Source organism: Gottschalkia purinilytica (genome assembly GCF_001190785.1).
GTDB lineage: Bacteria > Bacillota > Clostridia > Tissierellales > Gottschalkiaceae > Gottschalkia_A > Gottschalkia_A purinilytica.
In genome coordinates, this window is sequence record NZ_LGSS01000008.1 from 19,739 (window position 1) to 45,873 (window position 26,135).

Sequence of the window (26,135 nt, forward strand, 5' to 3'; positions counted from 1 at the left end):
AGCATTCACCTCCTAAAATATTTTAAGTAAGCCTAAATACACAATCGGTGTCAAAAGAGGTACCGTAAGATTATCGAGTCCGAAAGGTGTTATCGCCTCAACTAATGTAGCAAATAAAGCAAGTATTAAACTAATTACTATAGTATTATTAGGATTATATATAGATAGCGTTATAAAGATAGCTAGAAAAGAAAATATAAACATAGCTAAAGTTCCTTCTACACTTTTAGTTACATTTCCTACCTTATATCTTCTCTTACCGTATCTACTACCTACAGCTGCTGCAAATCCGTCTCCGTATCCTAACGTGAATATTCCAATTCCTCCAACATATGCATATGAACTATCTCTAAAAGTAAGTATTGATAGTATAAGTAACGATATTGCATAATACACTGATCCTAAATCATTCTTAGATCCATCTCTTTCCATAGCTTTGAACAATTGCTTTTTATAAGAAATATAGTTTACAAATACAAATAAAGCTGGAACTATTGATGCTTCTAGTGGGCTATCAAAGAAATACATAGCCGCAATCCACCAATTACAAACTGCTATATGGATAAACTTTCTACTCCATTCACCTGAAATTATTTTTAAATTAGTTAAAACTGTTGAAATTCCTATAATCAAGAATACAAATATTATAGAAACTATTATTCCTATCAATGATCTTCCCATATTTTCCCCCTTAATATGTTTTATTTTATCTGATACTGACCTTTTATACACATTGCCAATTCATCTAGATAAAAACTCCATATAAATTAAATTTTACTTTATTAATTTTAATTAAAATGAGATTATGATAGTTGAACTATATGTGTAATAAAAACTATACAGTTATGTAGTTTTAGAGTTACTAGTAAGACATTTAATATAAGTTTTTTAATTATGCTTTTGTTTTTTGATTAAAGTAACTATATTTATTTTTCTTACAGGATTACTACATTTCTTATAAAAGCTGATTACTATTACATATTTCATGATAACATGTTTTAGTCATTTTTTCTTCATGTTCACATAATTTTATAAGATTATATTAATTTTTTAATATATAACTCATTTAAGTTGTAAACTAAGTTACTTTACAATAATTTGTAGATTAATATAATATTCAATGCTATGTGATACTTAAAAGTTAAAATTTTCAAGAATAATTTATAATTAAAATAGCTTCTTGAATAATATATAAGATATATTATTCAAGAAGCTGTTAATAGAAAATATATTATATGCTAATTTATCTTTTTAATTGATTTAATTTCTTTGATATTTCAAAATATCTTTTTTCTAGTTCTTCCTTTTCTTCTTCCTTACACAAATTAAGTTTAAAAGATATGCTGGAAAGCTCCATCTCTAAGTTTAATATTTGCTCTTTTTTTAAATTTTGATTTTCATTTCTATCTATTTTTTTACTTAGGTAGTATTCATAATCCCCTAAATACCTATTAAGCTTATTGTCTTCTATCTCCCATATTTCTTCTGCCATTTTTTCTACAAAATACTGATCATGTGAAACAAATAAAATAGCACCCTCATAGTCTATGAGAATTTCTTCAATCTTTTCTCTGGAAGTAATATCTAAAAAGTTCGTAGGTTCATCTAATACTAAAAGATTATTTCCCTCTAAAACAAGCTTTAAAAAAGCTACTCTTACCCTTTCCCCAAAACTCAGATCTCCTATTTTCTTAAATATATCTTCTCCTTTAAAAAGCATACACCCTAAAAGAGTCCTTATATAACTCTGATTGCTACAATGTTTCCTCATTTCATCTAATATTGATAAATTTTCATTTAAGTTTTTTAGTTCTTGAGAAAAGTATCCCATTTTAGTGCTAGGGGAAATATATAAATTGCCTTCCAGCTCCTCACTTCCTATAATACCCTTTAGAAGAGTTGTTTTACCTACTCCATTTTTACCAATAATCCCTATCCTTTTTCCTCTAGTTATTTCAAAATTAACATTTTTAAATAGTAGATCATTATATGTCTTTTTAATATTCTCACCTTTTATTAATATATTTCCTACTTTATTTTTTTGATTGTCAAATGATATATTTAACCCTGTTACTTCTTTTGGCTTTTCTACTTTATCTAACTTTTCTATTCTTGATGCTATGGCTTTAGACTTCTTTGCTATAGTAGCAGCTTTTCCTCTATAAAAATCATTCTGAGACATATTATTATATTTATTAGCCCTTTCCATTTGCTTTCTAGCCGCTATTTCTAATCTTTTTCTTTCTTTTTTATATTTTTCATACTCTATAGCTTGTTTTTCAAGTTCTTTATCCTTAGTTCTCTTATAATTAGAATAATTACCTTTGTATTCCTTTATATTTCCTTCGTCTAACTCTAATATATTCGTAACTGTTTGATCTAAGAAATACCTATCATGACTAACTATAAGAACACATCCATGAAACTTTGATATAAATTCGCTAAGCCACTGTATACCATCACTATCTAAATGATTAGTTGGTTCATCAAGTATTAATATATTAGCTTTAGAGAGAATAGCTTTGGCTAAATATACTCTCGTCTTTTCCCCTCCACTTAAAGATTTTAATTGTTGATTATACTTACTTTTAATATTTAAGTTTTTCAATATTGTAGATATTCCTTTATCATTAGTATATTTCTCAAGAAATTCTTCTACTGTTTTTTCTTTATCACTAGACAAATCCTGCGGTAAATATCCTATTTGTCCTTTTACCCTTATACTTCCACTATAATATGAATCTTTACCTATTATCATATTTAAGAGCGTACTTTTTCCAACTCCATTTATTCCTATCAATCCAGTCTTATCACCTTCATATATGTTAAATGACACATCATCTATAATCTTTTTCTCATTAATATATTTTGTAATATGATTAATACTTATCATAACAATTCCTCCTCTAAATAACAAAAAAAGACCTCAGCATTAAATACTGAAGTCCTTTTTAATAAAACTATATAAATAAAAAAGCTATGGACCACGCACCATAGCAACCTTTACATAAAATTATATTTTATAGTAATGTAAAAATCTATACATTAAGCATATAGATTAAATGACAAACCCGGTACTTGCGTATTTAAACGACAAACAAAATAATTATATTCAGTTCTATTATTTTTTGTGTTTGTCATCATTGTCATTTAACTGTACCTCCGAATGTCTTAATATATTAGCAAGGGATATGTTACAATATCTACCATTATTTTATCACAATTTTTATTAAAGTTCAATAACTTCTTTATTTAGTTATTTAACTTAATAAATTAAATTTAATCATTATATACGAAATGTATCAATTTTTTTAGGCCAATTCTTAATAATATATCTAATTGTAAAAAATCCTGATATGAGAATTATTGCTATACCCATAATTCCTAATGACTTAAATTCCTCAGGATTTGTAATATCTGCACTCCTAGATTGATCCTTCATAAAATATGTTATTATCTCAAAAGAAAATACTATTAGATTATTTAAAAAATGTATAAACATTACAATCAATATATTTTTATATTTTAAATATATTAAAGAAACCATTATTCCAAATACAATTGCTCCAATAGCTCCTAATGAATTATGAAGTATTCCAAACAATATGGATGAAGCTATTATTGAACTAGCTACACTCCATCTTATACTTAATCTATTTAACATAACTCCTCTAAACATAAACTCTTCAATTATTGGAGCTATAAATGTTCCAGATATAGATGCAAACATTATTGAGCTTAGGCTTTTTTCGTCATAAAATGACTGATCATTTAAAAGACCTTCTATACTATTAGGTGCTAATAGAAAGACCAAATATAGTATTACAAAAGAAAATCCCATAGACAATATCATATTTGAACTAAGAATAGTTATTATTTCTTTCCACTTTAAATTACTCTTAAAATTTTTTATTAACGGCATTAATTTAACCTTATTTTTTATTATTTTAGAACATATCCAAATAAAAAGTAAAATATTAATAATTAAATTCCAAAAACTAAAATCTAATATTTTATATTTTTTAAAATAAGGAAAAGTAGAAATTATCGCCACTGCTATATTTATTAGAATATATACTCCTACCATTCTTCTTAGCTTTATGCTCCTAAAAACTTCCTCCATTCCTCTCCCCCTAAATTTAAAAATATCTTTAAATAACTCCTAACTAAATTTCTATATCTAATACTTTCGTATCTATTTAATATCTATTAAGCTTTGAACATACTCTAACACACTATAATACCCTTCAAAAGGATATCCTTTACTAAATCTATCTATTAATTCATTATACTCCCCTGCCCATTCATTAAAACCCCTTTTATCTAACATATTGTTATCTTCTTTGATATATTCTTTATTAGTAATATTTTATTTTAAGCTCTTAAACATGATCCAAGTAAGAACCATACTGTAGCTACTTCATACACACTTATATAGTCTGGTTCATATACTTCTATTTCTACATACCTACTGAAGCCATCATGTATACATTTTGCAAGAAGATGATTATATCTTCCATAAAAGTAAGGTTGTACTGCTGCACTATCATTTACTATTTTAATTGGTGTTTTTTTATTTTCATATTCAAAATATCTATTAGGATCTATTCTTTGAGACTTATCTCTAAAAACGTACTTATGCTCCTCCTTATCATCATAAATAGTTAGATTCCATCTGTTATTTTCTTTTACATCTGTAGTGTTATCTAAAACTAAATCCATTATTTTGTTTAATTCCTTATCTAGAGCCTGAACATTTATATAAAGCTTATCCATAAAAAAATAATAAGATAAAATTTTATGTTTTAATTTATGATAAAATCGTTCTACATATCCAACTACCTTCTTGTCTTCATCATATATAGGGACCTTTTTTTGGAAATTAGTTAAAAATAAAACTGGGAATTTAATTGTATACTTCTCCACAGAAGTACCTACTGCTGATGTCATAAAGTTTTCCTCCATTACTCTTATGCTCTTAATATATATCTATAAGTATTATAATACAAAATAAAACAAAAATGTCTAACATCCCACATCCAAAAATGTTTTTAAAAGGTAAAATATATAATTAAGTGTAAAATATTATTCTTTCTTCATTTAATAATCTTATAATACTTATAAAAAACTCACTTATAATTTTATAAGTGAGTTTAGATTTATTTATCATATTTATATATATTTTATATTTTTTTGATTATAGTGAGCTAATAATATGTTCTTCTATATTCCATAATCCTGTTATCCAATCTTGATAAAATTCTTTCTCATGGCAAACAAGAAGTATCGTTCCATCATAATTTATAAGTGCTTCTTTTAAGGCTGATTTTGCATCTACATCTAGATGATTTGTAGGTTCATCGAAAATAATCCAGTTACTTGGTTTCATCATGAGCTTACATATTCTCACTTTAGCTTGCTCTCCCCCACTTAATGTGGACATCTTTTGAAGGACGTGTTTCTGACTAAGTCCACATTTTGCAAGAGCCTCTCTTATTTCTTTCTGGCTTTTTTGAGGAAATTCATTCCATATTTCTTCAACAGGAGTATTATTACTTGTAGCTGATTCTTGTTCAAAATATATCGGATAAAGGTAATCCCCCAGCTCAACTTTTCCTTTTAGTGAAGGAATAATACCTAGAATAGTTTTCAATAAAGTCGATTTTCCAATACCATTACAACCTGTAATAGCAATTTTTTCTCCTTTCATAAGATTCAAGTTTAGATTGCTTATTATAGGATAGTTATATCCTATATCCATGCCTGAACTTTTAAATATAAGCTTTCCTGACTCTCTAGATTGCAAAAATGAAAATGAAGGTTTTGAAAGTGTTTTTGGCTTTTCAAGTCTCTCTATTTTATCCAGCTGTTTCCTTCTACTTTTAGCTCTTTTACTCGTGGAAGCTCTCACAATATTCTTACTTATGAAATCTTCTAGACGTGCAATTTCTTGTTGTTGTTTATTGTACTGCTCAATATACCTTTTAGATTCACTATCTTTAAGCTTTAAAAATTCATTATAGTTTCCAGGATATCGTTTCAAATTAGCAAATTCAATATTATAAATTACATTTGTTATATTATTTAGAAATTCTGTATCATGAGATATAACCATAAAATTTTTAGGATAATCCTTTAAATAGTTGGATAACCACTCTATGTGTTCTTTATCCAAATAGTTAGTAGGTTCATCTAAAAATAAAATATCAGGACTTCTAAGAAGAAGCTTTGCAAGCTTTACCTTAGTCCTTTGACCACCACTTAACTTATCAACAGAAGTATCCATCCCTAGTATATCTAAACCAAGTCCATTAGCCGTATTATCTACAAGACTATCTATTCTATAAAAATCACTTGCATATAAAATATCTTGAAGTCTTCCAAATCTATTTAAAAGTTTTTCACTTTCACTACCATTGACATTAGAAAGTTTATCAGCTACTTCTAGCATTTCTTTTTCTATTTGAAAAAGTTCATCAAATGCAGACTTAAGAGTTTCTCTAATAGTATAGCCCTTTTCAAGTCCTGAAAGCTGATCAAGATATCCTATGTTAATAGATGGCTGCCGATATACTCTTCCTTCATCAGGAATAAGTTTACCTGTCAAAATATTGAAAAGTGTGGTTTTTCCTGCACCATTAGCTCCTACAAGTCCTGCATGTTCTCCTTTCACCATACGAAAAGATGCATTTCTTAATAATACTTTATCTCCAAATCCAAAACTTAGATTTTCAACATTTAAAATACTCATATATATATACCTCCTTGAAATAAAAAAAGGAAAGAGGATGTTAAAAACTCCTCTTTCCTAAAAATATTTATCAATATTATTATTAAAGTGCATAAAAGTTCCTATAAAGCTCATATAAAAAATAAAAGTATAAAGAAAGACTTTATACTTGCAACAAATCAACATTATAAAACTAAATTTATATAAAAAAAGTTCTATAATTTAATAAGCTTATAGGAATTAATTGCAACAAAAAAGAGTCTTATCATTCACATTGTAGTTTTTATTTAATTAGTAGCTAAAAAAGGACGCACTTCTCCCTATGTTAATAGCTAGCCAATTAAAAAAACTACAATATTACTCATGATAGACTCCATCTCCTTCAAAATAAAATTTGTTAATTAAATATATTATATATATAAACAAATCAAAAGTAAATAACAAATTACTTAATTATACATTTATGTGATCTGTAATTAATAAAAAAATATTTAATATATTAGTATTTTCATAATTTTCTATAGTATAGGTGAAAATAGCCTAGCAGCTGAACCTTGAATTTTTTCCAATATTGATCTATCTTTATAGTCTTGATAAGTAAATTCTACACAGTCTTGAAGATCTTTTAAATACTGTACTTTAAGTTCATCTACAGTTCTAGTATCATATATAAATCCATTAACTTCAAAGTTAATGTTAAAACTTCTTACATCCATATTAGTAGTTCCAACAGATGCCATATCATCGTCTACAATCACAGTTTTAGAATGTAAAAAGCCTTTTTTATATAAATAAATTTTTCCACCTGATCTTAATATATCTTCAAAATAAGTATATGAGGCTTTATGAACTATTCTATGATCAGATATTGAAGGAAACATTATTTTTACATCTACACCAGAAAGTATTGCATTTTTTAAAGCTGAAAGCATAGCTTCATCTGGTACAAAATAAGGTGTGTATATATACACACATTTTTTAGCATTAGTTATAGCCGTAAAAAATGCTTGTTTTATACTTTCCCATTTCGTATCTGGTCCACTTGATATTATTTGGATTGGTATTGTTCCCTTTATATCGTTTATGTCTAAGTCTACTTCCCTTTCCGTTATAACTTCTCCTGTAGCAATATACCAGTCTGTAATAAATATAGTATTAAGTCCTTCGGATGCTTTACCATATATCCTCATATGTGTATCTCTCCAGAAACCAAATCTAGGACTCTTATGACAATATTCATCTCCTACGTTTATACCACCAACATATCCTATGTTGCCATCTATTACAGCTATTTTTCTGTGATTTCTATAGTTAAGTTTTCTCGCCATAAAAGGTAATCTTGAGGGTAAAAATGGCTTTACTTCAATTCCTGCTTTTATCATATCTCTGAAATATTTCTGATGTAGTAGAACTAATCTCCAACATCCTCCTTCATCATAAAGCACCCTTACTCTTACATTTTCTTTAGCTTTTTTTATTAAAGCATTTTTTAATCTTTCTCCTATCTCACCTTTTTTTATTATAAAATATTCTATATTTATAGATCTCTTTGCATTTTCTATATCTTTAATTAAACTTTCGAATTTACTTATTCCTTCATGAAATAATGTTAAATCATTCTTTAAAGTTATAGGGGCAAAAGATGTATTTAAGTTAATCTTCATAATCTTTCTACTAACTTCACTATGATAAAAACCGTCTATTAAACTTTTATTCTCTTTCAATAACTTTAATTGATTTTTTATTTCATTTCTAATCTTTATCCCTATATCTTTTGTTTTAGAAATTTCTAAATACTCTTTATATACTTTATCTATCCTTCTAATTTTATTTTTTCTAATGTTTTGTCCAAATATAAGATATATAATTATACCTATTATTGGTTGGATATATATTAATAAAAGCCACGCTAATGTTCTAGATGGATCTCTGTTCTCTAAGAATATAATTAGTCCAGACGTAATTATTGATAAAATCATAAGTCCACCAAATACATTCGTGAAGCTATATTGACCTATAATAGAACTCATCATAAACTTTACCTCTCTTTTTCATGATATAAAGCATTTTGATTATGAATATTTTAGCACAAATATATTTATTAAACGAATATATTTTAATAAAAATAAAATTAAAAGTAAAAAATACCTCTTATAGTTAAAATACAATTCTAGTTTATATTATATTCTTTAGAAATATAATAAACATATTTATATTGACACTTATTATAAATAATGGTATTTTAAGAATAACAATAAAATAAGTTTAATCTTCAGGGCGGGGTGAAAGTCCCCACCGGCGGTAAAGCCCGCGAACCGTAAGGTTGATTCGGTGAAATTCCGAAGCCGACAGTCACAGTCTGGATGGAAGAAGATATATCATGTGCTTTTTATTTATATTCTGAATTAGCATAGACTAAATTCTATTAAAATATGCTAAGTAAATATATTTAACATGTAATCAATAGCCTTGAAGTTTAACTTTAAGGCTATTTTTTATTTTCAAATATTATAGGTATAATTGTTTATTTTACAATATCTTATTAAATCTGAGGTGCATTAACTATGGATAATATATACATGAAAAAGGCTATAGAGTTAGCAAAAAAAGGTATAGGATATGTTAATCCTAATCCTTTAGTAGGTGCTGTTATTGTTAAAGACAATAGAATTATAGGTGAAGGATATCACAAGATCTATGGAGATTATCATGCTGAAATAAATGCATTAACAAGTGCTACAGAAAATGTTCGTGGTTCAACTATGTATGTCAATCTTGAGCCTTGTTCTCACTATGGTAAAACTCCACCTTGTGTAAATACGATTATTAAAAGCGGTATAAAAAAAGTAGTAATAGGTATGAAAGATCCAAATCCTTTGGTATCTGGAAAAGGTATAAATGTTCTTAAGAATAATGAGATAGAAGTAACCACAGGCATTATGGAAGAAGAGTGTAAAAAACTAAATGAAATATTCTTAAAATATATAACTACAAAAACTCCCTTTTGTATATTAAAATCTGCTATGACTTTAGATGGAAAAATTGCCACCTATACTGGAGATTCAAAATGGATAACAAATAGTATTTCTAGAAATTATGTTCATGAATTGAGGCATAAGGTCTCTGGAATCATGGTTGGTATTGAAACCATTTTAAAAGATAATCCCTTTTTAAATACAAGACTTAATAACAAACAAGGTACCGATCCAGTAAGAATAGTTATTGATACTAAAGGAAGAATTCCCCTAGATTCAAATGTACTTAATATTAAATCTAGTGCCAAAACTATTATAGCAACTACAACTCTTATTCCTAAAGACAAGTTAAAACTCCTTGAAAATATTGGATGTGAGGTCATTATAGCACCACTAAAAAATAATCGTGTTGATTTAAACTACCTTATGAAGGCCTTAGGTGATAAGAAAATTGATAGTGTTTTATTAGAAGGTGGTGGTGAATTAAACTTCAGTGCATTAGAAGAAAATATAGTTGATAAAGTCAATATGTTTATTGCTCCTAAAATTATAGGAGGATCAAGTTCTAAAACTCCTGTAGGTGGCTTTGGTGTAAATCTTATTAAAGATTCATTCAATCTATATAACACTAAAGTGCATACATTTGAAAGTGATGTCATGATAGAAGGTTATCTGAAAAAGGAGGGGTAATATTTATGTTTACAGGACTTGTAGAAGAAGTCGGTACTATACAATCTATAATCAGTAACTCTAAGTCTTCGAAAATTATAATAAAAGCAAAAAAAATACTTGAAGATATTAAACTAGGAGACAGTATAAGCACTAATGGGGTGTGTTTAACAGTAGTGGACTTTAGCAATAGTACGCTTTCTGTAGATGTCATGCCTGAAAGTATGAGAAGAAGTAATTTAAAGCACTTATCTATTGGAACTAAAGTCAACTTAGAAAGAGCCTTAAAACTTAGTGACAGACTAGGTGGGCATTTAGTCAGTGGACATATTGACGGAACTGGAATCATATCAGGATATGAAATTGAAAGTAATGCAATATGGCTTACTATAAGTGCTCCTTATAATTTATTAAAATATGTTGTTGAAAAAGGTTCTATAGCTATTGATGGTATTAGTCTAACTGTAGCTTATGTAGATAAAAATGTATTTAAAGTATCTATAATACCTCATACCAAAGAAATAACTACTTTAATTAATAGAAAAATAGGTGATGAAGTTAACTTAGAATGTGACATGATTGGAAAATATGTTGAAAAACTACTAGGTATTAAACATCAATCAAGTGATAACGAGAATATTAACTTTGAATTTCTAAATAGATATGGATTTATCTAAAGTAATGTTTTTCTCAGATAAAAGTATTTTCTAAAGTTTTTTAAACTTCTATTTTAAAAGGAGGAGTACAATGTATAAGTTTAATACTATTGAAGAAGCAATAGAAGATATTAAACAAGGAAAAATGGTAGTAGTTATTGATGATGAAGATAGAGAAAATGAAGGAGACTTAGTTATGTCTGCTGAGAAAGTTACTCCAGAAGCTATAAATTTCATGGCTAAATACGGTAGGGGACTTATATGTATGCCTATTATAAAAGAGAGATTAGAAGAGCTTAATATACAACCAATGGTATATAAAAATACTGACTCACATCATACAGCTTTTACCGTATCTATTGACGCTATAAACACAACTACTGGTATATCTGCTCATGAGAGAGCTACTACTATTTTAAAAGTTCTCGATCCAAACTCTAATAAAAATGACTTTAAAAAGCCTGGTCATATATTTCCTTTAGAAGCTAAAAAAGGTGGTGTCTTAGAAAGAGCCGGGCATACAGAAGCAGCTATTGATTTGGTGAAACTATCTGGTCTTTATCCCTCTGGCGTTATATGTGAGATTATGAATGAAGATGGATCTATGGCTAGAGTTCCAGACCTAATGAAATATGTTAATAAACATAATTTAAAAATTATTACTATAGCTGATTTAATATCGTATAGAAGAAAAAGAGAAATGCTTGTAAAAAAAGTAGCAACATCCAATCTACCTACAAGATATGGGAACTTCAAAATGATCGGTTATGAAAATACTCTAAATGAAGAACACCATGTTGCTTTAGTAAAAGGTAATATATCCAGTAATAGTCCTGTATTAGTAAGAATTCATTCCGAATGTCTTACTGGTGACGCTTTTGGTTCTTTAAGATGTGATTGTGGTGAACAGTTTGACTCTGCTATGCAAAAAATTGCAAATGAAGGTACAGGAGTTTTAATATACATGCGCCAAGAAGGAAGAGGCATAGGATTAATAAATAAAATAAAAGCTTATTCCCTTCAAGACAAAGGAATGGATACTGTAGAGGCTAATTTAGCTTTAGGATTTCCTGAAGATATGAGGGACTATAGTGTAAGTGCTCAAATATTAAATAATCTTGGGATTAATAAAATCAAACTAATGACTAACAACCCTAGAAAAATTAGCGGTCTCTCTGACTATGGTATAGAAATTGTTAGTAGAATTCCTATCCAAACGAATCATAATGAGAGAAATGAATATTATCTAAAAACAAAAAAAGAAAAAATGGGACATATATTAGATTTTGAGGAGGCAAAATAGTATGAAAGTATTTGAAGGTAAATTAATTGCTAAAGATTTAAAATTTGGAATAGTAATTGGAAGATTCAATGAGTTCATAAGTAGCAAGTTACTATCGGGAGCCATTGATGCTTTAACTCGCCACGGTGTAGATCAAGAAAACATAGAAATTTCATGGGTTCCTGGAGCTTTCGAAATACCTCTTGTTTCTAAAAAAATGATAAAATCAAATAAGTATGATGGTATCATATGTCTAGGAGCTATTATTAGAGGTTCTACTCCTCATTTTGACTATGTTTCAAGTGAAGTATCAAAAGGAATTGCTAGTGTATCTTTAGAAACTGAAAAACCTATAATTTTTGGAGTCTTAACTACTGATACTATAGAGCAAGCTATAGAAAGAGCAGGTACAAAGTCTGGAAACAAAGGATTTGAAGCTGCTGTTACTGCAATAGAAATGGCAAATCTACTAAAACAATTTTAATAAGTACACACTTTAAAGGAGTTTAAATTAATACTAAATTTAGACTCCTTTAATATTACTGATCCTTTTTATATATTTTTTATAGTTACAAATGAATCAATCTCAAATATATCAATCTAATTAGTCTAGGAACTTATTCTTCTCTTTTAATTTTTTATTAATAGTTAGTCTAACACTTAAGTAACCCAACTATTTACTATTATTAAAAAAAATTATTCATATCCTGCTATCTATCCAATTAATTATATTTTCACATTGTGTATTAAATAACGACTTATAGGGAAAATTTAAATTAGTAAAGATAATATTAAGCATCAAAAAATGATTTAAAATTGTTTAATATAAAAAATAAACATAGGAATATTATATAAAAAAGGAGAGGTAATAATGTATCTATTCTCTTTTATTATTCTAGGTATTTTTATCTTAAATATGATATTTAGCATAATACTAGTATTTTTAGAAAGAAAAGATCCGGTTACAGCATGGGCTTGGATACTGGTTCTAACTTTTCTTCCTGTTATAGGTTTTATCTTATATATTGCATTTGGTCAAAATATAACTAGAAAAAAAGCCTTTGATACAAAAATTAAAAAAGATGAAACTCTATATAACTCTACTTTAGAACAAATAGGTTATAGTAAAGATAACAAAGTTAATTACGATGATAAAGATATTATTAACTATGAAGATATAATAAATATGCATTTAAATAGTAGTGATTCTATACTTACACAAAACAATGAAGTTGAGATATTTGTTGATGGTAAGGAAAAGTTTAAAAGTCTTATTGATACATTGGAAAAAGCAAAAGATCATATTCACTTAATGTACTACATAATAGAAAACGACGATTTGGCCAAAAAAATAGTGGATATTTTAACTAGAAAAGCTAAAAGTGGTGTTAAAGTAAGATTACTTTATGACTCTATAGGAAGTAAAAATTTAAATAAAGAATTTTTTAAAAGCCTAATAGAAGCAGGTGGAAAAGCTATGCCTTTCTTTCCTTCAAAAATTCATTCTTTTAGCCTTAGACTTAACTATAGAAATCATAGAAAATTAGTCATAGTTGATGGTACCTATGGATTTATTGGTGGTTTCAATATTGAAAATCAATGTATTGGTATAGACGAAAAAAACGGTTATTGGAGAGATACACACCTTAAAATAACAGGAGATGCGGTACATGATATGCAAATAAGGTTCTTACTTGATTGGAGATTTGTATCAGATGAACAAGTTAACTATCAGAAAAGGTATTATCCCAAAATAGATGTAGATAAGAACATAGGAATTCAGATTGTTACTAGTGGTCCTGATTCTGATGAAAAACATGTAAGAAACGGTCTTCTTAAAATGATAAACTCTGCAAAGAAATATATATATATTCAAACTCCTTACTTTATACCTGATAAAACTAGCTTAGAATGTCTTAAAATAGCTGCCATATCAGGAGTCGACGTTAAGATAATGATACCTTTCAAATCTGACAGTGCCTTTGTAGATTGGAGTACTTATTCATATGCAGGAGAATTGTTAGGGTATGGAGCTAAAGTCTATGTGTATAAAAAAGGTTTTTTACATGCTAAATCAATAGTTGTTGATAGCAGTATATCTTCTGTTGGTACTGCAAACTTTGATGTTAGGAGCTTCAAATTAAATTTTGAAGTCAATGCATTTATTTATAATAAAGATATCTCTTTAAAGCTAAAAGATATTTTTGAAAATGATTTAAATTATTGTAAAAGGATTACCTTTGATGAATATATTTCTAGGTCAAATGGTATGAAATTTAAAGAATCTTTTTCAAGACTCTTTTCACCTATTTTATAGTTAATTTAAAGTTATCCTTTAGTTTAACTTCATAGTCATTATATTTGAAATAAAGTTTAAATATCAAACCTCATAAAGTATCATACAAAATTAAAAGTATATTAAATTTACTTTATGAGGCTTGATTATATTTAAAAGTGATACGCATATTATGATTATAAAATTATGCGCTGTAATAGTATAATTGTCATAAGTACATTTTTTCTATTTATCTCTTATATAACATATCTACATGTGGAATATTATCTATATAGTATAACTCTGAAGTTACCTTGAATCCAAAATTTTTATAAAAATCAATAAGATACTCTTGTGCTGAAATTCTAACTTTATTCAATTTAATTTCTTTATCAATGAATTCCATAGTTTTAGATATCAGCTCTTTTGCAAATCCTCTACCACGATAGTCTTTAGAAACGAGTACCCTTCCAAAAGAACATTCTTCATAAGAAATTCCTGGTGGTAAAATTCTCAAGTAAGCTAATACATTATCACCTTCTTTAAGCATAACATGAAAAGCCTCTATATCTTTATCATCACAATCTTGGAATAAATGATTTTGTCCAACTACAAAAGTATCTACTCTTTCTTTCAAAATATTATATAGTTCTATTGAGTTTAATTCATTAAATTTTTTAATATACCATTTCATAATACTTCTCCTTATCTTAGCTACTTTTTGTATAGTCACTTAATTTATTAATCTAATAATCATAAAAATTAGTAATATAATATAAGTTCGATATTACTTTTATTTTTAATATAAGCTTTGAATAAAAATATATAGAATTAATTTTATCATATAAGGGACATATTAATCTTTACAATTCTAGTAAAGCTCAATATTTTATTATTTAGTAGTAAAAATATAGGTTATGTAAAACTATTAGGAGCACTACAAGGTCTTATCATTTAAATATTATATATTTAATGCCCTCATGTTAAACATGAGGGCATTAGTATTAGTTATTCATTGTATCTAATTCTATCTACTATAGAGTCTTTTCTAATATTCTTTTCTATTATATAAGTAACTAGAATCTGAGTTAGAGTAAACATAATAATAACTAATATAGTTTGTATTAGTGGAAACTTATACGTAGCATACGTTGCTGACTTTTTAAATAATATATAAAATGCATATCCTAATCCTATTCCTGTAGGCACTGACAATATAGTACTTATAGCTGCATAGTAAAGTCCTTCTATCTGTAGCATCTTTCTCATTTGAGTATTTGAGAGTCCAACTGCTTGTAGCATTCCTAGCTCTTTTCTTCTTGTAAAAATACTAGTTATCATAGTGTTTACAAGATTAAACATACCTATCAAACCTATTATAGATACGAGACTCATAGAAATTACTTTTACACCTCTTAACTCTTTTTCACGTTCTTCTCTATATTCCTTATAAGACATGTATTTAATTTTATCATTTTTATCTACAATACTTTTTAAAGCATTATTTACTTCTTCATATTTATCTTTATTAACATCTATATATAATCTGCCTACTCTCTCGTCCTCTGTAATTTTACCGAATGTATCTTGATGTGTTATGAAATCATCACCAAGTCCGCTATATCCTATCCATCTTACATTTGAGTTAACTATACCACTTATTAGGACTTCTTTTTTTATTTCTTTAATAATTGTTCCTTTCTCATCTCTTTCAGTAATTTCTAGAATAACTTTATCTCCTACTTTATAACTACTTTCTCCTTCACTTCTAGCTACAGCTAAAACCTCATTTTTACTTTTTAGATTTTCTATAGAAATTTCACCTTCTATAAGATAATCTCTTAACTCTTTCAATGCTGATTCTTCATATCCATATAAAACACTATTTAATTTATCCGTAGTGCTGCCGTCTGATAATTTAATTAACCCTTTATTGTTTTTAACATATACCCAATAATATTTCAGTGTTTCCATCTTTTTTATTCCTTCTAATCCTTTTATATAATTTATCAAAGTCTCATTTAATGGATCACTTTTATCATCTAAATGTACTCTATCTGATGTTAGATGAAAATCATTATTTATATAGCCTTTAGTCAAGCTGTCCACATTCATACTATTAAGAACAGTTGAAAATAATATGAATAATACCCCACTCATTGTAAGTGATAGAATAGTTATTATAGTACGTTTTTTATTTCTCCATAAGTTTAGATAAGCTATATTTTTTATACTAACTTTATCGTATCCTTTTTTTCTTTTTCTTTTTATATCAACATTATTATATCTTATAGATTCTATTGGAGATATTCTAGAAGCAATTTTACTTGGCTTTATTAAAGCCAAAAATACTGTTATGAAGCTTACCAAAGCTGATACTAAAATAATATATGGTGAAAATGTTCCTTTTAGTTCATCTAGATTTAATAAAGGAATTAATAAAAAACTTATAACATGACCTAGTATGATTCCTATTGGTATACTTATTACTGAAAGTATTATTCCTTCTTTGAAAATAATTTTCCTAAGTTGCCCTTTAGTTGATCCTAGAGCTGATAATAGTCCTAGCTGATTAACTCTTTCTACTATGGAAATATTGAATATATTATATATAACTATAATTGTTGCAAATATCACTATAACCCCTACTATTATAAAAGGAATAAGACTTTCAAAATCTGTTTTTAATATATTTATATAGTCGGTATTAACACTTATATTTTTTTTATCAAGCGCTATACTACGACCTATCATATTTATATTTTCTTCAATGTTTTTATTACTTTTCAACTTGACATAAGCAGTACTTTTTATATCCTCATTACGATTTTCTCTTAAAACTAAATCCCTCGAAACAATTCCAAGTGAATTATATGATTGTTTTGAATTTATATTATCTTTTAAAATCCCAGTTAAAATAAATGTTAATTCCTTTTCATCACTTATCTTTCTATCACTATCATCATTTAAAGACTTTCCATATTTTAATTTAATAGTTTCTCCAATTTTGGGTTTTAAATTAAGTTCTTTAATAACCCATTTTTCTAAAGCCACTTCATTGCTTTTCTGTGGTAATTTACCTTTTTCTAAGTCCATATTCATAAGGTGTGCTGTATTTTTATCAGCATAAATTAAACTAATATATCCATCTTCAGATTCTTTAATTCTACTATTTCCTAACTTTATATACTCTCCTACTTTTTCAAATTTAAGATTATTTTTTATGATACCAAATTGCTTATCATTTAAGTTCTTGTACTTACCATGAGCACTTCCTGTTTGTCTTACAATTTGATTAATCATCATTTGATTAATACTCTTTGACAAGATACCTATAGATGTTATTAAACATGTAGCAAATATTATTGTCAGCAATACCAAAGTGTTTCTAATTTTATATGATTTTAAATTCTTTCTAACAAGGTTTGATATAGTGTTCATCTTTCAAACCCCCGTTTTCTTTTACTTGCCCATCTTCAATTCTAATTACTCTATCTGCCATTTGAGCTATTTTCTCATTATGAGTAATCATAATAATAGTTTGATGATAGTTCTTTACAGATAGTTTTATTAAAGACATTACTTCTTGTTCTGTTTTAGAGTCAAGATTTCCTGTAGGTTCATCTGCAAGTATTATTGAGGGCTTTGTTGCAAGAGCTCTTGCTATAGCTGTTCTTTGTTGTTGGCCTCCTGATAATTCACTAGGTAGTGAATCTCTCTTATCATATATACCTAGCATATCCATTATGTTTTTTACATAATCTTTATCTACCTTCTTTTCATCTAGCCCTATAGGTAACGTTATATTCTCCCAAACGTTTAAAACAGGAACTAGATTATATGATTGAAATATAAATCCTATTTTTCTTCTTCTAAATATAGCTAGTTTATTATCATCCATTTCGAATATATTCTTTCCATCAATTATTACTTCTCCATCTGTAGGTCTATCCAAACCTCCTATCATATGTAAAAGAGTACTTTTCCCAGATCCTGATGTTCCAACTATAGCTACAAACTCTCCTTCTTCTATACTTATATTAACTCCATCTATAGCTTTCACTATATTCGTTTTTTTCCCATAGTGTTTTTTTAATGACTTTGTTTCTAATATTTTCAAATCATTACCTCCTAATTTCAAAAATTGTTCCGTATACTTAGAGAATATCATCTTTTTATTACAAATGACTTTCAATGTTACTTACACTTTTGTAAGTATACAATTATGATTTTACTTAATTAGTTTATTTTTACTTTTTCATAAAATATTGTAAAACTGTTATTAAATTCTTCACAAAGAATTATAGGTTCTACCCTAATTCTACTATAACGATATAAAGTATATAATACTACTCCTATACTACTGTTAAAAAAGTTTAACAATAACTTTACAGTTCACCAAATACCTTGTTTCACATACATTACCATATTTTATATAAGATTAATTAAATTAGTGAGATAGTTAACGATTTCTTGGAAATTTCCGTTAAATTCATTGAATTCTTTACTAATCTATAAAATTGGTAGTTTGACGATTGTATGTATTTCCTCTAATATCAATATAGTTTAATTAAACTTTGTTAGGATTTTAACCAATTTTGCAGTATTAAAGGGGATGATGTCTTCAGAAATATACTTAAAAATTTACTCATAAATAATTCATATATGGAAAGGAAAATTGTTAATGAAATCTATATTAAGAAAAAAAGATGTGGCTTCAATCTTAAATGCTAGTAGCTCTACATCTCTAGAAAAGACTTTAGGTGCATTTGATCTAACTCTAATGAGTATCGGTGCAGTAATTGGAACAGGAGTAATGGTTTTAGCAGGGCTTGTAGCATCAAGAGATGCAGGACCAGCCGTTGTACTATCTTTTATTGCTTCTGCAATTGTATGTATACTTGTTGCTTTATGTTATGCTGAATTCGCATCCTCAATACCAAGTTCAGGTAGTGCATATGCATACATTTATGTATCCTTAGGGGAATTCATTGCCCATTTAGTTGGATGGTCTCTTATGATAGGATACACATTAAGTACCGCAACTGTTGCTGGAGGATGGTCTGCGTACTTTAATGGACTATTAAATGAGTTTGGACTACATTTACCTCATAAACTTATAAGTATTCCTAGTCAAGGAGGAATAATCAATCTTCCAGCTGTTATTATAGTATTATTTGTTACTTATCTACTTTCCCGAGGAACAAAGGAAAGTAAAAAGATAAATAATTTAATGGTTATTGTGAAAATTGGTGTTATAGTTTTATTCTTAGCAGTAGGTGCGTTTTATATAAAACCTAAAAATCTAACACCTTTTATGCCATTTGGATGGAAAGGCGTATTTTCAGGAGCTGCATCTGTATTCTTTGCATTTACAGGATTTGACGCAGTTTCAACATCAGCTGAGGAAGTGAAAAATCCTCAAAGAAATTTACCAATAGGAATTGTTTCATCATTAGTTGTTTGTACAATTATATATATTATAGTTTCATTAGTTTTAACTGGTGTTGTACCATACTCTGAGCTAAATGTAGGAGATGCTATGGCATATGCACTAAGTACGGTAGGACAAGGTTGGGCAGCTTCTATTCTTTCAGTTGGTGCAGTAATAGGGATTATGGCTGTTATGTTCGCATATAGTTTTGGTGCATCACGTATATTATTCTCAATGAGCCGTGATGGATTACTTCCAAAAGCTTTTTCTAAAGTAAACAAAGAAACAAATGTACCAACAATTTCAACATGGATAATAGGAATTATAGGATCTTTAATGGCAGGAGTTGTAGATTTAAAACAGTTAGCAGATCTTGCAAATATGGTTCTTATAGGAACATTTTTACTTGTAGCAGTATCTGTAATTGTACTTAGAAAAACACATCCTGACTTAAAAAGAAGCTTTAGAGTTCCATTAGTGCCAGTATTACCTGCTATAGCAGCATTTGCATGTTTATTTTTGATGTTTAATCTATCAAAGATAACGTGGGTATACTTTGGTATTTGGTTAACTTTAGGTTCAATTGTTTATTTTACTTATTCTCATAAATATAGTACATTACAAAGTGATATTGAAGATAACCTTGAATTAAAAGTTAACGTATAAATTAATTATACTTTTTCTTGTATACTAAATACTATATAATATATACAAGGCTACTCAATATTGAGTAGCCTTTAATTATAACCTTATAAACTACTTACTCTTTTGTAAGAGTATGCTAAACTTTGTTCCAACCCTTTCTTTAGAATCTACCAATATACTTCCTTTTTGATCTTCAAGTATCTTTCTAGTAAGATAGAGTCCAACCCCTGACCCTTCTATTTGATTGATTTCTTTTGACTTACCTCTATAAAATCTTTTAAAGATATCATTGAATTCTTTACTGGGAATACCTATACCGTTATCTTCTATATTTATTTGTAAATAAAATTCTGTTTCTATTGTAGATATGTTAACTTGCCCATCTTTATTTGTATATTTAATGGAGTTTTCTAGAACATTAAATATGGCTTCTTTAGTCCACTTAATGTCATGGCAAACTTCCACGTTTTTAATATCTGTATTAATACTAATGTTCTTGTCTAATGCCTTTATATATATTCCATTTATAGCTTCAAGTATAGTTTCTTTTATATCTCTTTTCTTTATATTAAGTGTAATCATTCCAGCTTCTAATGCAGAAATTTTCATAAGTGAATCTGTAAGCCATTGTAATTTATTTATTTCTTTTTTACTTCTTTCCAAGAATTCTCTTCTTTCTTCCTCATTAGTAACATTTTCTAATAATATAAAGTTAAATAATTTTATTGAAGACAAAGGAGTTTTTATTTGATGTGATATATCTGTTACAAGAGACTTGATATTTTCTTTTTCCTTTGTTAATTCTTTCAAGGTTAATTCTAGTCTTCTTGTCATCTGTTTAAACCTAATATTCAGACTAGATAATATACCTTCTTCATCATAATCCATATCTATTTTGAAATTATTGTTGTCTATATTATCTATAGCAGTAGAAAGTATTTCTATTTTATCTACAAAAGCTTTAACAAACTTCATGTAGAAGACATAACTGATTGTCATTATGGTTAGCATAAGTACTATGTCTATATTTAAAAGTTTATAAGAGTATTTTTTAAAATTATTATCATGAAATATATTTATACTTTTATCGTATCCATATTTATTTAATATTCCTTCACCTTTTTTAATATCTTCTTCACTCTGAGTATATATTGCATTTTTGACTATATCTAATTCGGCCTCTGGATAAATAGTTGTAAGTCTACCTACAATGCTATACGTTAATCTCGCATTTTCTCTATGTATGTCTCCTACTATATAATAGTGTACGGCTAAAATAAGTATAGTTAATATCAATAAAATCATTGTTAATATAAGTAATATCTTTTTAAAAAGGGGATCCCTTCTAATATATTCAATCATCTATTCATACACCTCTCCGCCCATATATACCCAAGTCCTCTAACATTCTTTATATACTTAGCTTCTGAGGGGTCATCTTCTATCTTTTCTCTTAATCTTCTTATATTAACTGCAATAGTGTTTTGATCTATAAATATTCCATCGCTATCCCAAATCTGTGATAAAAGCTGCTCTTTTGTTACTATTTGTTGGGCATTATCTATTAAATATTTCATCAATTTTAACTCTGTTTTACTTAAGCAAATTTCTTCTTCATTTTTAGTAACCTTCATTTCTTGAGGATAAAAGACTATATCCCTAGAAACTATTGTTTCATGTATCTCCTTGTTACTTCTTCTTAATATTGCGTTTATCTTAGATATGAGTACCATAAGACTGAAGGGCTTTGTAACATAATCATCTCCACCTACATCATATCCTCTAACTATATCTATTTCTTGATTACATGCTGTTAAAAAAAGTACTAGCACATCACTATTTTTTCTTATTTCATTACAAAGTTCAAAACCACTACCATCTGGTAATCCTACATCCATTATTATAAGATCTATGTTTTCGTTATAAAATAGTTCTCTAGCTTTATTCACTGTTTCAGCTGTAAATATCTTAAATCCTTCTTTAGTCAGTCTAAAGCTAATCCCTCTATTTAAAGACTCATCATCTTCTACTAATAAGATATTAGTCACCATATCACCTACTTATATATTTTTATATAGATTATCATAAAGTTACCATATAAGATGATTTAATACAATCTTATAAATAGAATTTTAAGAACATGTTAAAACCGTACACCAATCAAGTCTTGGTGTACGGTTTAGATTTTTTTTACACTTTATTTAATTAATATCCAAACATCTGATTCCCCTGGTACATTACCTTTTGTCCAATACTTTGCTTCATAAGTATTTCCTTTATAAGTTACTTTATCTCCACCATTGTAAGCTTTATCTTTGTTCCATTCTACAGCCACATCACTTAGTAGTTTCCATGCGTCAGATTCTTCTGGATTGTTTCCTTGTGTCCAATATTTAGCCTCATACTCTAATCCATTATAGATTACTCTTTCTCCACCAAGATAAACTTTACTTGGGTCCCATTGGGGTAAACTAGTATCTATTTCTTTTACATTTACAGTAATAGTTTGACTTTCAACTGAGCTTAATCCATCACTTAAAACAGCTTTATATACATATTCTCCTACTTTGTTACCTACCACTGAATATTTCACTTCTTGAAGTACATCTTTATTTTCTTCTATATTTACTTCTTTTACAACTTTGTTATTTTCATATATTTTAACATTGTTTCCTTTATTGTTAGAAGGCACTTTTACATTTATAGTATAGTCACCTTCTTTTTGACCTTTTAACACGTCTATATTAGGAGCTTTAAGTGTAGGTTCTATTACTACTCCACCATCATCCTTTTCTTCAAATTGTTTAAATATAGATGCAAATTCGTATTCCTTCTGTGCTATTCCACTAAAGTCGTGAGAAGGATTAGGATTCCAAGGTCCGTTAGGATCTTCCTTGTCTCTATTGATAGACCACATTGATAAAAGCCCTATCTTCTTTTCTCTAGCAAACTTTGTTAAAATTCTTGCATCTTCTTGATAGAATACTTCATTTTTATTGAAGTTCTGTCCTACCATAGGAGTTATACCTACCATAGGCCAAAGTTCTTCATCAGTTTTTGTTATTCCTACTGATTTGTAAGCATCTTTTAAGTTTCTTACTAGATTTTCTCCTGCTGAAATTGAATGTTTAGCTAATTCTCCTGGTTGAAGCTTAGATGGTACATAGTATGGACCAAATTCCATAGTCATAACATTTACACCCTCAAGTTTTACACCATGTTTTAAAGCTGATTTTACTACTTCTATACCATCATTAGTAAGACCTGTAGGCAATACAGGTAGTGTATACCATACTTTTACATCTTTATATTTTTCATCTTTTTGAAGTAGGGCTAGTGCCTTTGATCTTCTCTCTATAGACTCTTTATGAGCTACCCAACTTCCTTCTATATCAAAATCTATATATTTTAAATTGTAAGCATCTATTACTTGAGCATATATATCTTTAAGTTGTTCTGGTGTAGAAGCTGTAACCGCTAATGGAGTTCCATTTGCTCCACCAAAAGAAACCATTACTTCTCCATCTTTTGCTCTTAACTTGTTTATAACATCTTTTTGATGGTTCAAATTATATTCACTGAATCCACCCCAACGTGGTACAGGTTTTGTTCCACCTTCTGATACTATGAAAGCTAGAACGTATTTATTTGCACCTGTTTTTTCAACTTGAGATATATCAAAAAGTGGCCAAGCTGTAAAATCTACATAAGGTACAAACGAATGTAATGGAAGCCTATTAGGATCTTCTTCTCCTCCATTGTTACCACCACCAGATGATGGATCAGTAACCTCTACTTTTAAATCTCTACTTATTAAAGATGATTTATTGTCTAAAGTTTCTAATTTATATATGTAAGTTCCTTTTTCCTTTTTAAAGTCAAATTCAAATACTTGATCTTCTTTTGATTCTTGCTGTATAGATTTCTCTTCTATAACTTTATCATTTTCATACAATTTAAATTTATTTGCTGTATTTAATCTTGGTATAGCTACTTTTAACTTATATTCACCAGTATTTTTACTGTTGTCTACACTTAAAATACCTTCTTTAAGTACAGAGTCTACTTTACCACTTGTCATTTCTTTGTAAGCTATAGTAGTCATAGGAAAATTACTATATTTATCGTCACCTGAAATTTCCCATATTATCAAACCACCATAACCATTTTCTTTTACATAATTACTTTTTTCCCTTAGAGACTCTTCATCCTCATATGTAAGCATTATACCTTTAGACTCATTATATAAATAAGGCGCTTTAGCATATGGATCTCTATATTTTTTCCATCCTGATGTAGTTTCTAATTTTTTCAACTTAAACCATGGTTCTTGTCCTCCAGGATAAGGATTAGCTGGATCATCCCAATCCCCTAAGTGATTTCCATTAGCTTTTGCAAATAATCCATTTTCCCCTGTTTCTTTTACTATTCCAGACCATCCTCTTGAGTAGAAAGGAGTTCCTACATTCAGTTTTTCAGCAGGAATATTATATTCATTCTCAAATATTTTCATTGCTGTATCTACATTGTATTTTTCTTTTATATTTACTGGTGATGTTCCAGATGGATCATTTGGATTTTGATATAAAGGTGAATGATGATTAGTAACTTTTTCCCAAGCACCATGCATATCATAAGTCATTACGTTTATAAAATCTAAATATTGATGATACTTATCAGGCTCCTGATATTGTAATTTATCATATCCAGAAGGAGCTGCTATAGTTAATAATTTATTTTTAAGTCCATTTGCGTTATATGCTTCTCTCATTTCTTTTAATAGAAGTGTGAAGTTTTCTTTATCTTCTGGACCTCCAGGACATCCTCTATCATATTGGTCATTAGTATCCCTCGGTCTATCTACTCCTGGATACTCCCAATCTAAGTCTATACCATCCATGAAAGGATATTGTTTTAAAAATTGTATTGCACTATCTATAAATACTTTTCTCGTCTCTTTAGTCTTAGCCATGTCGTGGAAGTTTTCTCCTCTAGTCCATCCACCTACAGATATTAATACTTTTACATTTGGGTATACGTTTTTATAATATTTGTATTCTCCCATATGACCTGACAACTTACCCCATCCTTCTGAATGAGCAAACTGTTTCTCATAATCTGCGTATGTATCTAATGATGTTAGTTTGAAGTTTCTGTCTATTGTAAAAAATGCATGGTTTATATGAGTCACTCTATCCCATGGTATGTCTTTAACTTCAAAGCTTTGGTGAGCTGAGTTATATGTTCCCCAGTTAGGAAAATATGCCACTACTTTTTTAGAGCCTGTACTACTTCCATCTCCAGTAGCTTCTACAAAATTTGTAGAGGTTGTCCCAAAAACAGAGATGAATGAAAAAATAACAGCCATAAGAATTGAAGTTAATCTAATCTTCTTTCTCACAATACTACCCCCTAATAAAATTTATTTTTATGTTGCTCATGTAAATTTTATAATCTTTTACATTTTTA

General features: G+C 28.1%; 19 protein-coding genes and 1 riboswitch. Of the genes, 6 read left to right on the top strand and 13 right to left on the bottom strand.

Features of this window, described 5'->3' with window-relative positions; all coding sequences use genetic code 11:
- Positions 1–12 precede the first annotated feature (12 nt).
- The 7 genes from CLPU_RS09175 to cls (CLPU_RS09200) form a co-directional block, all read right to left on the bottom strand.
- Positions 13–681, bottom strand: a complete 669-nt coding sequence (locus CLPU_RS09175; RefSeq protein WP_050355357.1) for a diacylglycerol/polyprenol kinase family protein — start codon at positions 679–681, stop codon at positions 13–15.
- Positions 682–1,243: 562 nt separating this feature from the next.
- Positions 1,244–2,893: a ribosomal protection-like ABC-F family protein gene (abc-f, locus tag CLPU_RS09180; RefSeq protein WP_050355358.1), complete on the bottom strand. Its 1,650-nt coding sequence runs from the start codon at positions 2,891–2,893 to the stop codon at positions 1,244–1,246.
- Between the two features lie 393 nt (positions 2,894–3,286).
- Positions 3,287–4,123, bottom strand: a complete 837-nt coding sequence (locus CLPU_RS09185) for a CPBP family intramembrane glutamic endopeptidase (protein ID WP_050355359.1) — start codon at positions 4,121–4,123, stop codon at positions 3,287–3,289.
- A gap of 72 nt (positions 4,124–4,195) precedes the next feature.
- A complete protein-coding gene (locus tag CLPU_RS18020) occupies positions 4,196–4,330 on the bottom strand; it encodes a hypothetical protein (RefSeq protein WP_268760463.1) in 135 nt (44 codons plus the stop codon).
- Positions 4,331–4,374: 44 nt separating this feature from the next.
- Positions 4,375–4,950, bottom strand: a complete 576-nt coding sequence (locus CLPU_RS09190) for a tubby C-terminal domain-like protein (RefSeq protein WP_050355360.1) — start codon at positions 4,948–4,950, stop codon at positions 4,375–4,377.
- A gap of 247 nt (positions 4,951–5,197) precedes the next feature.
- On the bottom strand, positions 5,198–6,751 hold the full coding sequence (locus tag CLPU_RS09195; RefSeq protein ID WP_050355361.1) for an ABC-F family ATP-binding cassette domain-containing protein: 1,554 nt from the start codon (positions 6,749–6,751) through the stop codon (positions 5,198–5,200).
- Between the two features lie 497 nt (positions 6,752–7,248).
- Positions 7,249–8,763, bottom strand: coding sequence for a cardiolipin synthase (cls, locus tag CLPU_RS09200; protein WP_050355362.1), 1,515 nt, complete (start codon positions 8,761–8,763; stop codon positions 7,249–7,251).
- A 231-nt stretch (positions 8,764–8,994) separates the two neighbouring features.
- Positions 8,995–9,109: riboswitch (FMN riboswitch) on the top strand.
- Positions 9,110–9,294: 185 nt separating this feature from the next.
- Between cls (CLPU_RS09200) and ribD the strand changes: the two genes are divergently transcribed.
- The 5 genes from ribD to cls (CLPU_RS09225) all read left to right on the top strand — a co-directional run bounded on the left by ribD (position 9,295) and on the right by cls (CLPU_RS09225) (position 14,629).
- Positions 9,295–10,395: a bifunctional diaminohydroxyphosphoribosylaminopyrimidine deaminase/5-amino-6-(5-phosphoribosylamino)uracil reductase RibD gene (gene ribD / locus CLPU_RS09205; protein ID WP_050355363.1), complete on the top strand. Its 1,101-nt coding sequence runs from the start codon at positions 9,295–9,297 to the stop codon at positions 10,393–10,395.
- Between the two features lie 5 nt (positions 10,396–10,400).
- A complete protein-coding gene (locus tag CLPU_RS09210) occupies positions 10,401–11,051 on the top strand; it encodes a riboflavin synthase (RefSeq protein ID WP_050355364.1) in 651 nt (216 codons plus the stop codon).
- Positions 11,052–11,121: 70 nt separating this feature from the next.
- Positions 11,122–12,333, top strand: coding sequence for a bifunctional 3,4-dihydroxy-2-butanone-4-phosphate synthase/GTP cyclohydrolase II (locus CLPU_RS09215; RefSeq protein ID WP_050355365.1), 1,212 nt, complete (start codon positions 11,122–11,124; stop codon positions 12,331–12,333).
- 1 nt (position 12,334) lies between these two features.
- Entirely contained in the window at positions 12,335–12,796 is a 462-nt protein-coding gene (ribH, locus tag CLPU_RS09220; protein ID WP_050355366.1) for a 6,7-dimethyl-8-ribityllumazine synthase, read from the top strand.
- Positions 12,797–13,183: 387 nt separating this feature from the next.
- A complete protein-coding gene (gene cls, locus CLPU_RS09225) occupies positions 13,184–14,629 on the top strand; it encodes a cardiolipin synthase (protein WP_050355367.1) in 1,446 nt (481 codons plus the stop codon).
- A gap of 208 nt (positions 14,630–14,837) precedes the next feature.
- On the opposite strand, the gene CLPU_RS09230 is transcribed toward cls (CLPU_RS09225), so the two are convergent.
- The 3 genes from CLPU_RS09230 to CLPU_RS09240 all read right to left on the bottom strand — a co-directional run bounded on the left by CLPU_RS09230 (position 14,838) and on the right by CLPU_RS09240 (position 18,707).
- Positions 14,838–15,281, bottom strand: a complete 444-nt coding sequence (locus CLPU_RS09230; RefSeq protein ID WP_050355368.1) for a GNAT family N-acetyltransferase — start codon at positions 15,279–15,281, stop codon at positions 14,838–14,840.
- Positions 15,282–15,595: 314 nt separating this feature from the next.
- Positions 15,596–18,028, bottom strand: coding sequence for an ABC transporter permease (locus CLPU_RS09235; RefSeq protein WP_050355369.1), 2,433 nt, complete (start codon positions 18,026–18,028; stop codon positions 15,596–15,598).
- Complete coding sequence (locus tag CLPU_RS09240) at positions 18,003–18,707, bottom strand: ABC transporter ATP-binding protein (protein ID WP_050355370.1); 705 nt, start codon at positions 18,705–18,707, stop codon at positions 18,003–18,005. Before CLPU_RS09240 ends, CLPU_RS09235 begins: the two co-directional genes overlap by 26 nt.
- A 564-nt stretch (positions 18,708–19,271) precedes the next feature.
- Here CLPU_RS09240 and CLPU_RS09245 point away from each other — a divergent pair.
- Positions 19,272–20,687: an amino acid permease gene (locus CLPU_RS09245; protein WP_050355371.1), complete on the top strand. Its 1,416-nt coding sequence runs from the start codon at positions 19,272–19,274 to the stop codon at positions 20,685–20,687.
- A gap of 90 nt (positions 20,688–20,777) precedes the next feature.
- Here the strand turns inward: CLPU_RS09245 and CLPU_RS09250 are convergent, their stop codons facing one another.
- From CLPU_RS09250 to CLPU_RS09260, 3 genes are all read right to left on the bottom strand, one after another.
- A complete protein-coding gene (locus CLPU_RS09250) occupies positions 20,778–22,028 on the bottom strand; it encodes a sensor histidine kinase (protein ID WP_050355372.1) in 1,251 nt (416 codons plus the stop codon).
- On the bottom strand, positions 22,025–22,714 hold the full coding sequence (locus CLPU_RS09255; RefSeq protein WP_050355373.1) for a response regulator transcription factor: 690 nt from the start codon (positions 22,712–22,714) through the stop codon (positions 22,025–22,027). The genes CLPU_RS09250 and CLPU_RS09255 overlap by 4 nt, the downstream gene beginning before the upstream one ends.
- A gap of 149 nt (positions 22,715–22,863) precedes the next feature.
- Complete coding sequence (locus CLPU_RS09260; RefSeq protein WP_050355374.1) at positions 22,864–26,067, bottom strand: glycosyl hydrolase family 18 protein; 3,204 nt, start codon at positions 26,065–26,067, stop codon at positions 22,864–22,866.
- Positions 26,068–26,135 lie beyond the last annotated feature (68 nt).